Source organism: Pararhizobium sp. A13, from assembly GCF_040126305.1.
Taxonomy (GTDB): domain Bacteria; phylum Pseudomonadota; class Alphaproteobacteria; order Rhizobiales; family Rhizobiaceae; genus Pararhizobium.
This window is the reverse complement of sequence record NZ_CP149510.1, coordinates 245566-258466: the sequence shown is the minus strand read 5'-3', so window position 1 is coordinate 258466 and position 12901 is coordinate 245566. Positions and strand designations below refer to the sequence as shown.

Genomic DNA, 12901 nt, shown 5'->3' with positions numbered 1-12901 from the left:
CGCCCTACAATGAATGCCGCGATACGGAATCGGTGCGATGGATGATATAGCGGCCAGCCTAGCGTCATTGAGAGACGATACTGAAGTCCTCATCGCGCTCTACGATCATGACGATCGCCTGCGTTACGCCAACCGGGCCTTCCGCTCGACCTTCCATCTCGATGAAGACGAGACGCCGCTTTGGCCGGATCTGATGCGGCGCAATCATGCGCTCGGCCGCGGTACCGTCATCAGCGTGCGCGACTTCGAGGCTTGGGTGGTCTCGGCGCAGTCGCGGCGCGGCAAGGTGCCGTTCAGGGCCTTCGAGACGGATGTCGTCGGCGGCCGTTGGCTGTGGATGACCGAGTCCGTCGATCGAAACGGCTGGATGCTGTGCATTGCAAGCGACATCACCCATCTGCGTCCGGACGAGCGCTCGCTGCGGCAGGACCGGGACTTCGCGTTGAAGGCATCCCAGACCGACGAGCTGACCGGCGTTTCCAATCGGCGCTATATGATGTCGAAGCTTGAGGTGCTGGTCAGGAATGAGTCTGCCTCGGGCCCTGCCAGCGGTTGCGTGTGCATTCTCGATATCGATTTTTTCAAGGGCATCAACGACCGGTACGGCCATCAGACGGGCGACGACATTCTCCTCGATTTCGCCCGGAGGGTGCATCCGCTCGTCCGGCGGCACGACTGCTTCGGACGCATCGGTGGCGAGGAATTCATGCTGATCTTTCCGGAGACAACATTGCCGGAAGGCCGCAAGATCGTTGACCGGGTGCTGGACAACATCAGAACCGCACGCCCCTTGGCGGCAGTGCCGCAGTTTTTCTACACCTGCTCTGCCGGCATTGCCGTCCTGGAGCGGGGCGATACCGCAAGGTCGATCTATTCGCGCGCCGATGCGGCACTCTACGAGGCCAAGCATTCCGGCCGGGACAGGATCGCGGTGAGCCTGCGCTGATCGCTATTCCTTCAGCGCCTCAAGACCGGGCGCGGTCATTGTCGCGGTGAAATCGGTTACCGAATAGTCGGCAACGCCGTGCAGGCTAAACGGATCGGCTGCAATCAGCGCATCGATTTGCGGACGATCGCCACGCGCCAAAATGACACCACCACTGCGCGGGTTCTTTCGCCCGGATGCGAGGATCAAACCAGCTTCATAGCCGGCCTTCAGCCAGGCAATATGTGTTTCCAGATGACGATCGACCTCGGTGAGGTCGACCTTGTAGGTGAGTGACAGGATGAACAATCTCAATCTTCCCTTGTGAGTTCCGTCTTGATCAGGCCGCGCAATGAATTGCCGATGTAGAGTTTGCCGTTTTTCATATCGGCAAGGGTCAGCCGTTGCACGCGGGCGCGGCGGGCGCAGATCAATTCGGTTCGAAGCACGCCGGCGAGCAGCCCGCAGGAAATCGGCGGTGTTTTCAACACGCCAGAACCGTCGTCGAGAAAGATCGAGGTGATCGTGCCCTCGCAGGGTTCGCCCTTCTCGTTGAGCAGCAGCACTTCGTCGGCATCCGCGATCGGATATTCGCCGCGCGCCGCCTCGTAGACCTCACGCCGGGTGGTCTTGTGGCGCAGGAGCTTGTCGGCAGAATCGAGGCGGGTGGCGGCGATCGCGACGCGCCAGATGGTGCCCTCGGGAAGAGGCGTAAAAGGCGCGATGGTGACAGCGATTTCACCGGAGGGGCTCAGCGTCAGACGGACGCGGAGGGGCGATGGCGATCGGTTCGCTACCGTGTGTGCGGTTTCACCCCCCTCTGCCCTGTCGGGCATCTCCCCCTCAAGGGGGGAGATTGGACCTGCGGTTGCCTCGATGGTGCGTTGTTGACGTGAGGTCGCGTCGGCCTGATCTCCCCCCTTGAGGGGGAGATGTCCCGAAGGGACAGAGGGGGGTAAAGCCGCTCCAAGTATTTCAGCCAGACGTGCCTCTGCTTTGTCCGCCCCCGCAAACCCCAACCGCCCGGCCGAACGCTTCAGCCGGGCCAGATGCAGCCGCAGCCGAACGATGCCGGTGCCGGGCTGCCATCGCATCGTCTCGATCAGCGAAAAATCCGTCATCGTTCGATCCAAGCGTCGCCGACGGCGAAGCGTGCCTTCAGCAGGCATTCTTCATATTCCGCTTCTGCGGTCGAATCGAAGACGATGCCGCCACCGACATTGAAGATGGCCTCGCCATTTGGAAAGAGAGACAAGGTGCGGATGGCCACATTGAAACGCATGGTACCATCCGGCGCGATGAAGCCGATCGAGCCGCAATAGGCATCGCGCGGGCCGGCTTCCAGATCATGCAGGATTTCCATCGCCCGCATTTTTGGCGCTCCGGTCACGGAGCCGCAGGGGAAAAGCGCTTCGAAAATCCGGCTGATTCCGACGTCCGGCAGCAGTTTTGCTCGAACGTGGCTCACCATCTGGTGCACGGTCGGATAGGTCTCGACGTCGAACAGGCGCGGGACTTCGAGGGTGCCGACCGCGGTGATACGGGAGATGTCGTTGCGCAAGAGATCGACGATCATCCGGTTCTCCGCCTGCGACTTCGGATCGGCCTGCATCTCGCGGATGATCTCTTCGTCCTCTGAAGCCGTCGCGCCGCGGCGGGCGGTGCCCTTCATCGGATGCGTTTCGATCCAGCGTTCCTTGTCGATCTTGAAGAAAAGTTCCGGCGAGCGTGACAGCAGGATCGGACCACCGAGCGAAACGAGTGCGCCGTATTTCACCGGCTGCCGCTCGATCAGCGACCAGAAGGCGGCGAGCGGATCGCCGTTCCATCGGGCAGTGACCGGCATGGTGAGGTTCGCCTGGTAACAATCCCCCTGCCGCAAATGCTGGTGAAGGCGGTCGAAGCGCTGCTTGTAGGCATCGAAGTTCCAACTTGCGCGCGGCTCGGTGATGAAGGGTTCGTTCTCGATGCGGCGCCGGGGTTCCGAAAGGGAATGCACTTCTGAAGGTCCGTCGAAGACACCGAAAGACATCAGCGGCGTGCGGCGGTTCTCCTCGGCGAAGGGGGCCAGCTTCTTTTCGAAGAGATGCCCCGCCTCGTAGCTCATGAAGCCGGCAAGCCACTTTCCCGTCCCGTGCGCGGCTTCATGTCCGCCAGCCCGCGCCAGAATTCTGCTTTCGTCCGTGCGGTGATGACGCGTGACGGCTCAGCGAAGACGGTCGTCCTGTCTTCGCTGTCGTCCCGGAAAAGGACATAGGGGCCGGTGTCGGTCATGCTGCTCACGTCGGTGTCCGCATGGATCCTCGGGTCAAGCCCGAGGATGACGGAGAATGGGGGCGTCCACGGAATACCAGTATCAGTTTTTTCGCTAGCCAAGCCTCCGGATCGTCATCCTCGGGCTTGACCCGAGGATCCATGCCGGTGACTGCGAAACGCGATTTCATATCCTGCATCCGTCGGGAACTTATGCCCTATCAAGCGCCTCGAGTTCGTCGATCAGCCCCTCCAGCATCGACAGGCCCTGTGCCCAGAACGACGGATCGGTGGCATCGAGGCCGAAGGGGGCGAGAAGCTCGGAATGATGCTTGGTGCCGCCAGCCTTCAGGAGCTCGAAATACTTCTGCTGGAAGCCGGTTTCGGCTTGTCTGTAGACCGCGTAGAGCGAATTCACCAGGCAATCGCCGAAGGCATAGGCGTAGACGTAGAAGGGCGAATGGATGAAGTGCGGGATATAGGCCCAATACGTCTCGTAGCCCTCCGAAATCCGGATCGCCGGCCCGAGGCTTTCCGTCTGAACGGACAGCCAGAGTTCGCCGATGTCGTCGGCGGTCAGCTCACCGTTCTTGCGGGCGGTGTGGACCTTGCGCTCGAATTCGTAGAAGGCGATCTGGCGCACCACCGTGTTGATCATGTCCTCGACCTTCTGGGCGAGCATCGCCTTGCGCTCGCGGTTGTCCTTGGTCTTGTCGAGAAGGGCGCGGAAGGTCAGCATTTCGCCGAAGACTGAAGCCGTTTCGGCCAAAGTCAAAGGCGTCGAAGCCATCAGCGCACCCTGATCGCCGGCGAGAACCTGATGCACACCGTGCCCGAGTTCATGGGCGAGCGTCATCACGTCCCGCGGTTTGCCCATGTAGTTGACGAGCACATACGGATGCGCGGAGGGCACCGTCGGATGCGCGAAGGCGCCCGGCGCCTTGCCCGGGCGGACCGGCGCATCGATCCAGCCGCCGTCGAAGAAGCGCTTGGCGATCGCCGCCATCTCCGGCTCGAAATTACCATAGGCGGAGAGAACGGTTTCCTTGGCCTCGCTCCAGGGAATGAGCGATGTCGGGGTTTCCGGCAGCGGCGCGTTGCGGTCCCAGAATTCCATCTGTCCCATGCCGAGCCACTTCGCCTTCATCGCATAATAGCGGTGGGACAGGCGCGGATAGGCGTCCTTTACGGCGGCGGCCAGCGCGTCGACCACGTCGCGCTCGACCCGGTTGGCCAGATGGCGGCTGTCGGCGATATCTCCAAAACCGCGCCAGCGATCGGAGATCTCCTTGTCCTTGGCGAGCGTATTGGTGATCAGCGTGAAGGTGCGGATATTGGCTTTGAAGGTTTCGGTCAGCGCCTGCGCGGCCTTTTTTCGGAGGGCCGGATCGGCTTCCTGCAGCATGCTGAGGGTTACTTCGAGCGGCCGGTCCTCGCCGTCGACATTGAACGTCAGCGACGCCATGGTTTCGTCGAACAGGCGGTTGAAGGCGCTGGCGCCGGTCATGGATTTTTCGAGGAAGAGCTGCTCCAGCTTGTCGTCGAGCTGGTAGGGCTTGTCCATGCGCAGGTCGACAATCCAAGGCTTGTAGTGGCCCGCCAGTGCATCGTTTTCGAGCGCGGCATCGATGACGGCATCGTCGATCCGGTTCATTTCCAGCGAGAAGAACAGGAGGTGGCTCGCCATATCCGTCAGTTTCGACTGGGCATCGCCGTAGAGCTTGCCGTTGGCTGGATTGGACGTGTCGGAGAAATAGGTGAGGCCGGCAAAGGAGCCGATCTTGCCCATCAGGTCTTCCAACGTCTCATATTCGCGCACGGCCACGCCGATGCCCTCGTCACCGGCCCGCGTTGCAGCATCCGCCAGCTTGCCCTTCCATTTTGCTTCGAAGGCCTTGGCTGCGGCCTCGGCCTTCTCCAAGTCACCGAGATATTCCTGCGACGTTGCCGACGGGTAGAGATCCTCCAGTTTCCAGGACGGCAGGTCACCAAGCTGCGCCGCCTCCGCAGCACCTGAAGCGGCGGCGTGGGCGATGCCAGAAGATGTCCGGAAAGAAGGAAGATGGTGCATGATTGTTCACTCTTTTCAACGGGCGCCGGCCCGGATTTGGGTGGCGAAGCAGAGGGCGGATATGGGGCCATGACCTAACGTCGGCAATGGTTAAAATGCAAGCATTTCTCAAAAGAGGATTTTCAGGCCTTTGTGGCACGAATGCTTCTCACGATGCGGCACATGAGGTGTCGTTTTGGTTCTATGTAGAGAGCAGGAGGCCTTCATGACATCCCAAATTCTCGTCATCGACGATGATCCGGTCCAGCGCCGGCTGCTGACGAACATGATCGAACGCCTCGGCCATATCGCCCATCTCGCCGACAACGGCCGCAGTGGTCTTGAACTGCTGGAACGCAAGCGCGGCCTGATCAGCGTCATCCTGCTCGATCTGATGATGCCGGAAATGAACGGCCATGGGTTCCTCGAAGCGATCGCCGAGCGCGGCATCGATACGCCGGTCATCGTGCAGACGGGGCAGGGCGGCATCGAGACGGTCGTTCTCGCCATGCAGGCCGGCGCCTTCGATTTCGTCGTCAAGCCGGTTTCGCCCGAACGCCTCAACGTTGCGATCACCAACGCGCTGAAGATGGACCACCGCGAAAGCCGTGGCCGCGTGTCGAAGCGGTCGCGCAGCGGTGCCGTCGGTTTCGAGGATGTGGTTTCGGCAAGCCCTGCCATGATCCGGGTGCTCGATCTCGCGCGCCGGGCCGCGCAGTCGAATATTCCGATCGTGCTCGAAGGTGAATCCGGTGTCGGCAAGGAAATGGTCGCCCGTGCCATCCAGCACGCCAGCGAGCGCGCCGGCAAGCCGTTCGTCACCGTCAACTGCGGCGCCATCCCGCACAATCTGGTCGAAAGCATTCTCTTCGGCCATGAGAAGGGCGCCTTTACCGGCGCCACCGAAAAGCATTCCGGCAAGTTCGCCGATGCCGATGGCGGCACGCTGTTCCTGGACGAGATCGGCGACCTGCCGGTGGAGGTGCAGGTGAAACTGCTGCGCGCGGTTCAGCAGGGCGAGATCGAGACGATTGGCGCGCGCCATCCGCAGAAGGTCAATGTCAGGTTGATTTCCGCGACCAACAAGGACCTGATCAACGAAGTGCGCGAAGGCCGCTTCCGCGAAGACCTGTATTACCGGCTGAACGTCTTTCCCATCGCCATTCCGGCATTGCGCAAGCGCAAGGAAGACATTCCGGTTCTGGTGCGCACCTTTGTTGAGCGTTTCGCACTGGAACAGCGGCTTGCGACTCCGCTCTCCGTCTCCAGTGGGGCAATGGCATTGCTCACCGCCTATGATTGGCCGGGCAATATCCGCCAGCTGGAGAACGCCATCTTCCGGGCGGTCGTGCTTGCCGAGGGAGCCGAACTGACGGTCAAGGATTTCCCGCAGATCGCCACGCAGATTCCCGGCTACGTCGTCGCCGAGAAGTCTGGCTTCACATGGGAAGAGACCGGGCCGTCAAGAACGCCGTTGGTCGAAGCCGACTACCTGCCATCGGTCTATCCGCATTTCGTCGCTAGCGAGAAGGCGGAAGCGCGAAATGCCGTTGCGGATCATCCGTCTGAAAACGCGATTGCGAGCGTCGATGATGGCGGAAATGTGCGCAAGCTGGCCGAAGTGGAAGAGGAACTGATTCGTTTTGCGCTCAAGTTCTACCGTGGGCAGATGAGCCAGGTGGCCCGAAAACTGGGAATTGGAAGGTCGACATTGTACCGTAAACTCAAGGATTATGGCATTAATCCGGACGATCCGTTCAGTGAGGCCGCATAAAACGAGGGATAACGAAGCGTAACGATCCGTCGTATTTGGCTGTTGTCGTTTAGACCTTGTTAGTGAACCATTCACTATATTATAAGGATAACCGATGACTGTGGCATATTTGCCATGCTGTCACCGCAATTGACAGTCATCTGAGCAGCCACGGGACGCATTGTCCGTCGGACGGGGATTGAGTTTGCAAAATTTGTTCGGATTCAAGAAGCCTAACGGCTCCGTGATAACCCGCTTTTGCGCTGCAGTGGCCCACAAGATGCCGCGTGTCCTCGCATCGCTCCTGATCGCAACCGCAATGGTCACGCCCGGCATGGCTCCGCCGGTCGAGGCGGCTGGCCAGACCCGGACACTCAAACTCTATTTTATCCACACCCAGGAAAAGGCGTCGATCACGTTCAAGCGCAATGGTCGCTATGATGCCAAGGGCCTGCAGGAGATCAATCGTTTCCTGCGCGACTGGCGCCGTAACGAACCGACCAAGATGGACCCGCGGCTTCTCGATCTCGTCTGGGAAGTCTACCAGAAGAGCGGTTCGCACGATTATATCCACGTGGTTTCCGCCTACCGTTCGCCGGCCACCAACGGCATGCTGCGGTCGCGCTCCAAGGGCGTGGCCAAGAAGAGCCAGCATATGCTCGGCAAGGCGATGGATTTCTATCTGCCCGACGTCAAGCTGAAGAATCTGCGCGAAATCGGCATGAAGTTCCAGGTCGGCGGTGTCGGTTATTATCCGACCTCGGGTTCGCCTTTCGTGCACATGGATGTCGGCGGCGTTCGCGCCTGGCCGCGCATGAGCCGCAACGAACTCGCCCGCCTCTTCCCGGACGGCAAGACCATGCACGTGCCTTCCGATGGCAAGCCGCTGCCAGGGTATGAGCTGGCCGTGGCCGATTACAAGCGTCGCGTCGGCGCCAGCGCCATTGAAGTGGCAGGTGGTGGCGCCAAGGGACCGGGCGACAAGGATACCAAGCGTAAGGGCAACCTGTTCGCCATGCTGTTTGGCGGCGGCGACGAAGACGAAGAGCCCAATGCAATTGCCAGCGGCGAACTGGAAGGCGCGGATGAGCAGCCGGCCGCCAAGGCCAAGGTCACTGAAGTTGCTGTTGCCGAGGCCGAGCAGGCTCTTCCTGGTGTCGATGGCTCGCAACAGTCCGCGGAGAAGGAAGTGGCCGCTCCGGTTCCTGGCTCAAGACCGGCCTTCAAGGATGTGCCGGCGGACGCCGGCGTCCAGACCGCGCTGGTTGCGCCGACCACGGAAACGGCGCAGGAGGCCTGGGCTGCGGCTCTGCCTGAACCGGCCGCAGCCGAAGGCGAATATGCCGATCTGAACGGCTACAAGATTCCGGTGCCGCAGATGCTTGGCAAGCGCGGCCTGAATGGCGATGCCGGCAGCGACACGCTGATGGCCTCGACCGATCCGAATGCCGCGGTGCTGGGCGAGGATGTCGCAGCGCTTGGTTTTGTCCCCGTGCCGGCCATGCGCCCGGCAGACGAGGCCTCGCTGATGGCCGTCGCCGACGCCAATGTCGTCGTGCCCTCCTTTGCGGAACGGACCGAGCCGCAGCCACAGGCCGTCGCCGAGGCGCAGCAGCCGGTTGACGCGGTTGCCGAGGCGCAGACACGCGTGGCGCTCGCGCAGCCGACGCCGCAGGAGCGGCCTATCGAATTGGCCGCCTACGTACCGCCGTCGGGTGCTGAAACACGCGCAGCGATCTTCGAGGATGCCTTCGATGCGAATGCGGAGGCGGCGCCCGCCAAGGGCAAACGTCCGAACAAGCAGGAGGCAGATGCGGCCACCCGTTCGTCGGTCCGCACCGAACCGAAGCTGACCCAGCAGATCATTTCCAACTGGGCGCTGTCGAACGGCCGCATGGCAACCTTGTCCAAGCCGGTCAAGGCGCCGCGCTTCGTCAGCAAGTCGCTGCGCGCCTCGCCGACGACGGTCTATTCGGCTGGTTTCTCGAACGAAGCCGTTTCCGTGGACACGGCACGGTTCAGCGGGAGTGCGGTCAATTTCCTGGAAGTGAAGAAGTTCAGCACGAACTGATCTGATCCATCACCGATAAGTCATAAAAAAACCCGCCGGAATGGCGGGTTTTTTGTCGGTTGCGGGCTCGCCGTCTTATTCGGCTTCCGGTGCGTCGATCATGCCGAGCGCTGCAAGGTAGGTGTCGAGGATGGCTTCCTGTTCCATGCGCTCGTCCTTGTCCTGCTTGCGGATCGCGATGACTTTTTTCAGGATCTTCGTATCGAAGCCGGTTCCCTTCGCCTCGCCATATACATCCTTGATGTCATCCGCGATGGTCTTTTTTTCTTCTTCCAGCCGCTCGATCCGCTCGATGAAAGAGCGAAGCTGATCGCGGGCGACGCCATGGGCATCCGACATGGTCTTCTCCTTGTTGGGGATTGGTTGGGGACTGAATTTGCGAGGCTGTGACCTGCCGTGAAGCGGGCTGAAGGTCAAGTGACATTGCGTAACGCCGCACCGTTTTCACGGAGGAACGGTCTCTGCGGCCGCTATTCCTTACGCCGCTGCGCGTCTTTTCAGACGCGCAAAGGCCGATTCCGACTTAAGGAATTATGCAGGAGGCTTGCTCGCTTCGAAGGCGGCCTTCTTTTCGTCGGAGGCCTCTCGCTGGTAAAGCGATCGCCATTCTTCATAGGGCATGCCGTAGACGATCTCGCGTGACTGGTCCTTGTCCATCGGCACGCCGGCGGCATTGGCGGCATCGCGATACCAGTTGGACAGGCAGTTGCGGCAGAAACCGGCGAGGTTCATAAGGTCGATGTTCTGAACATCGCTGCGTTCGCGCAGATGGGCGACGAGGCGGCGGAAGGCGGCTGCTTCGAATTCCAGCTGCTGTTGTGGCGTCAATTCGGTCATCGTCGTCTCTTTCAGCCGTGTTCATAAGGCCCGGTGCGGGAAGGATATCGCCTGATTTCGTGCAATTCAGGGCGTTCGTTCAAGCCGGCGAAGATCGGCCCAAGCCGCGCCTCCCATTCCGCCACGCCGATGTCGTCGCCAATCAGGTCCTGCCGGACCTCGATCAGCGCGTGAGCGAGTCCTGTTTCCATGCAGTGACGGAACATCGTATCGCCACGCAGGGCGCCGTCATAGGGCTCGTTGTTGCCGACAAGAACATCGCCCGACGTTTCCAGCGCCTCGATCAAGGGACTGACCGCGCGCGGATCGCTGTCCCAGAGGACGGCAGCATGCCAGGGGCGGGGCACGCCTTTCCAGGCGGGCGTGTAGGAATGAATGGAAATCACCAGCGGCGCTTTGCCGCTTGCCGACCCGACCGCAGCGACGGTTTCCGAGACGGCCCGGTGATAGGGCCGGTGAAAGCGGTTGAGGCGGCTTTCCCATTCTTCCGACGAGATGGGATGATTGCCGGGAATGACGGCGCCATCGGAGATCTTCATGATCAGCGTCGGATCGTCCTCGCCCCGGTTCGGATCGATCAAAAGCCGCGAAAAGCGGCTGAGGACTGCGGGAACGTCAAGCCGGGCGGCGAGCCGGCGGACCAGCGCCTCGACGCCGATATCGTAGGCGATGTGGCGCTCGAAGGCGCTTTCGGGAAGGCCGAGCCTGCCATATTCCGGCGGCAGCCGGTTTGTGGCATGATCCGCCAGAAGCACCAGCCCGGCGGCATTGTTCCCCTCAATGATCTCGAATGGTGATGTTTCCCGCATACAGTATCAACTCGATTCATGCTTGACGAAATTTGATGGCATGCTGCGGCGATTATCGCAAGGCAAAGAGGATTTTGTGACATTTCGGTCAACAAAAAGCCGGATGTAATCGATTAGAGTCGCGTTGACTTTCCGGGCCTACCGTCGCAAGAAAGTGCCACGACAAATCACAATGGAGACCCATTGGAAACCGTGTCCAGATATCCTCTTTCCAGGCTGAACGTCCGGAACTGGTCCTTGAGTGCCGGTATTCTTTTCGTTCTGGCGGCGTTCTCGCCGGTTCTGATGGCGAGCGAAGCGCGGGCCGAGTTCCGCGTCTGCAACGGCACCCAGAATCTCGTGGGTGTGGCCATCGGCTACCGGGCCAAGGAAGGCTGGATCACGGAAGGCTGGTGGCAGGTTCCTGCGACCACCTGCGCCACCCTGATCCAGGGCGAACTTCAATCACGATACTATTACCTCTACGCTGAGGACGCTGCCCGCGGCGGGCGCTGGACGGGCGGCGTCAACATGTGCGTCGCCGAAAACGAGTTCAAGATCACCGGCGTGCAGGATTGTTTCGCGCGCGGTTTCCAGCGGATGGGATTCAAGGAATACGACACGGGGCGTCAGGGAAGCTGGATGGTTCAGTTGTCCGATACCCCAGGGACCCAAGAAAGCCACAACTGATGAAGCGGAATAGAAAAGTCAAAATTCTCGCCACGCTTGGACCAGCGTCCAACGAAGAAGAGATGATCCAAAAGCTGCACGAGGCGGGCGCTGATCTTTTCCGGATCAACATGAGCCATGCCAGCCATGACATGATGCGCACGCTGATCAAGCGCATCCGAAGTGTCGAGGCGCGCTGTGGCCGTCCGATCGGAATTCTCGCCGATCTTCAGGGTCCGAAGCTGCGCGTGGGCAAGTTCGCAGACGGCAAGGTCGATGTCGTTCCCGGCCAGACGTTCACGCTCGACAACAAGGATGAGCCGGGCGACAGCACGCGTGTCTTCCTGCCACATCCGGAAATTCTCGAAGCCGTCCAGCCTGGACACCGGCTGCTGATCGACGACGGCAAGCTGCATTTGCGCGCCGACAAGACCGATGGCAAGAGCATCGTCTGCACCGTCATCGCCGGCACCAAGATTTCCGACCGCAAGGGCGTTAGCCTGCCCGACACGCTTCTCGGCGTCGGCGCACTGACCGAGAAGGACAGGGCCGATCTGGACGCCGTGCTCGAGACGGACGAAGTCGACTGGGTTGCCCTGTCGTTCATTCAGCGCCCGGAAGATCTTTCCGAAGTCCGCAAGGTCTCGCGCGGTCGAGTCGGGTTGATGTCGAAGATCGAGAAGCCGCAGGCGATCGAGCGGATCGACGAGATCATCGAACTCTCCGACGCTCTGATGGTTGCTCGTGGCGACCTCGGCGTGGAAATGCCGCTGGAAGCGGTTCCGGGCCTGCAGAAGCAGCTGATCCGCGCCTGCCGCCGTGCCGGCAAGCCGGTCGTCGTCGCAACGCAGATGCTCGAGTCGATGATTTCGGCGCCGGTCCCGACCCGCGCCGAAGTGTCGGACGTTGCGACCGCCGTCTTCGAAGGCGCCGATGCCGTCATGCTGTCGGCTGAATCCGCCTCTGGCGAATATCCGGTCGAGGCCGTCTCGACCATGGCGTCGATTGCCAGCAAGGTTGAACTGGACCCGCATTATCCCGGCATCATCTACGCGCAGCGCACCCCGCCGGAAGCGACCGGCGCGGATGCGATTTCGCTTGCCGCCCACCAGATCGCCGAGACGCTGAAGCTGTCGGCCATCGTCTGTTACACCTCGTCGGGCAACACGGGCCTGCGCACCGCCCGCGAGCGTCCGCAGGTTCCGGTGATCGCGCTTTCGCCGGTCATACAGACCGCCCGCCGTCTTTCTGTCGTCTGGGGCCTGCACAGCGTCGTCACCAATGACGCGACCGATCTTGACGACATGGTCAACCGCGCCTGCCGCATCGTCGCGACCGAAGGCTTCGGCAAGCCGGGCGACCGGGTGATCATCTCGGCCGGAGTGCCGCTCGGAACACCGGGCGCCACCAATATGCTGCGCATCGCCTATATCGGCTCGGACGGCCTCAGCGGCGTTTGAATCGATTGCATAATTCCTTGAGTCGGAATCAATTTAAGGGAAAAATTATGCAGCAGATCAAAGTGTTGCAGCGACCTTTGCGCGTCTGAAAAGAC

The 12901-nt window shown here is 61.1% G+C and carries 11 protein-coding genes and 1 pseudogene; 5 read left to right on the top strand and 7 right to left on the bottom strand.

Annotated elements, in window-relative coordinates:
* Nucleotides 1-37: 37 nt before the first annotated feature.
* Nucleotides 38-946 (top strand): GGDEF domain-containing protein, encoded by a 909-nt coding sequence (locus WI754_RS01325; RefSeq protein WP_349435798.1) that lies wholly within the window; start codon nucleotides 38-40, stop codon nucleotides 944-946.
* Between the two features lie 3 nt (nucleotides 947-949).
* Here WI754_RS01325 and WI754_RS01320 read toward each other — a convergent pair whose 3' ends face one another.
* From WI754_RS01320 to WI754_RS01305, 4 genes and pseudogenes are all read right to left on the bottom strand, one after another.
* Complete coding sequence (locus tag WI754_RS01320) at nucleotides 950-1234, bottom strand: YciI family protein (RefSeq protein ID WP_349435797.1); 285 nt, start codon at nucleotides 1232-1234, stop codon at nucleotides 950-952.
* A 2-nt stretch (nucleotides 1235-1236) separates the two neighbouring features.
* Nucleotides 1237-2046, bottom strand: coding sequence for an aminotransferase class IV family protein (locus tag WI754_RS01315; protein ID WP_349435795.1), 810 nt, complete (start codon nucleotides 2044-2046; stop codon nucleotides 1237-1239).
* Nucleotides 2043-3199 (bottom strand): annotated as a pseudogene (locus WI754_RS01310) (aminodeoxychorismate synthase component I). The gene WI754_RS01315 and the pseudogene WI754_RS01310 overlap by 4 nt, the downstream one beginning before the upstream one ends.
* A gap of 190 nt (nucleotides 3200-3389) precedes the next feature.
* Nucleotides 3390-5249 carry a M3 family oligoendopeptidase gene (locus WI754_RS01305; RefSeq protein WP_349435794.1) on the bottom strand — a complete coding sequence of 620 codons (1860 nt, stop codon included), beginning with the start codon at nucleotides 5247-5249 and terminating at the stop codon, nucleotides 3390-3392.
* A gap of 205 nt (nucleotides 5250-5454) precedes the next feature.
* Between WI754_RS01305 and WI754_RS01300 the strand changes: the two genes are divergently transcribed.
* Together WI754_RS01300 and WI754_RS01295 are read left to right on the top strand one after the other, a co-directional pair.
* Nucleotides 5455-7002, top strand: coding sequence for a sigma-54 dependent transcriptional regulator (locus WI754_RS01300; protein ID WP_349435793.1), 1548 nt, complete (start codon nucleotides 5455-5457; stop codon nucleotides 7000-7002).
* Nucleotides 7003-7186: 184 nt separating this feature from the next.
* Complete coding sequence (locus WI754_RS01295; protein ID WP_349435792.1) at nucleotides 7187-9052, top strand: DUF882 domain-containing protein; 1866 nt, start codon at nucleotides 7187-7189, stop codon at nucleotides 9050-9052.
* A gap of 75 nt (nucleotides 9053-9127) precedes the next feature.
* On the opposite strand, the gene WI754_RS01290 is transcribed toward WI754_RS01295, so the two are convergent.
* The 3 genes from WI754_RS01290 to WI754_RS01280 all read right to left on the bottom strand — a co-directional run bounded on the left by WI754_RS01290 (nucleotide 9128) and on the right by WI754_RS01280 (nucleotide 10698).
* Complete coding sequence (locus WI754_RS01290; protein ID WP_018327905.1) at nucleotides 9128-9391, bottom strand: DUF2312 domain-containing protein; 264 nt, start codon at nucleotides 9389-9391, stop codon at nucleotides 9128-9130.
* 192 nt (nucleotides 9392-9583) lie between these two features.
* A complete protein-coding gene (locus tag WI754_RS01285) occupies nucleotides 9584-9889 on the bottom strand; it encodes a DUF1244 domain-containing protein (RefSeq protein ID WP_349435791.1) in 306 nt (101 codons plus the stop codon).
* An 11-nt stretch (nucleotides 9890-9900) separates the two neighbouring features.
* Nucleotides 9901-10698: an N-formylglutamate amidohydrolase gene (locus WI754_RS01280; protein ID WP_349435790.1), complete on the bottom strand. Its 798-nt coding sequence runs from the start codon at nucleotides 10696-10698 to the stop codon at nucleotides 9901-9903.
* A gap of 285 nt (nucleotides 10699-10983) precedes the next feature.
* Between WI754_RS01280 and WI754_RS01275 the strand changes: the two genes are divergently transcribed.
* Nucleotides 10984-11367, top strand: coding sequence for a DUF1036 domain-containing protein (locus WI754_RS01275; RefSeq protein ID WP_083926021.1), 384 nt, complete (start codon nucleotides 10984-10986; stop codon nucleotides 11365-11367).
* Nucleotides 11367-12806 carry a pyruvate kinase gene (gene pyk, locus WI754_RS01270; protein ID WP_349435789.1) on the top strand — a complete coding sequence of 480 codons (1440 nt, stop codon included), beginning with the start codon at nucleotides 11367-11369 and terminating at the stop codon, nucleotides 12804-12806. Before WI754_RS01275 ends, pyk begins: the two co-directional genes overlap by 1 nt.
* Nucleotides 12807-12901: the final 95 nt, after the last annotated feature.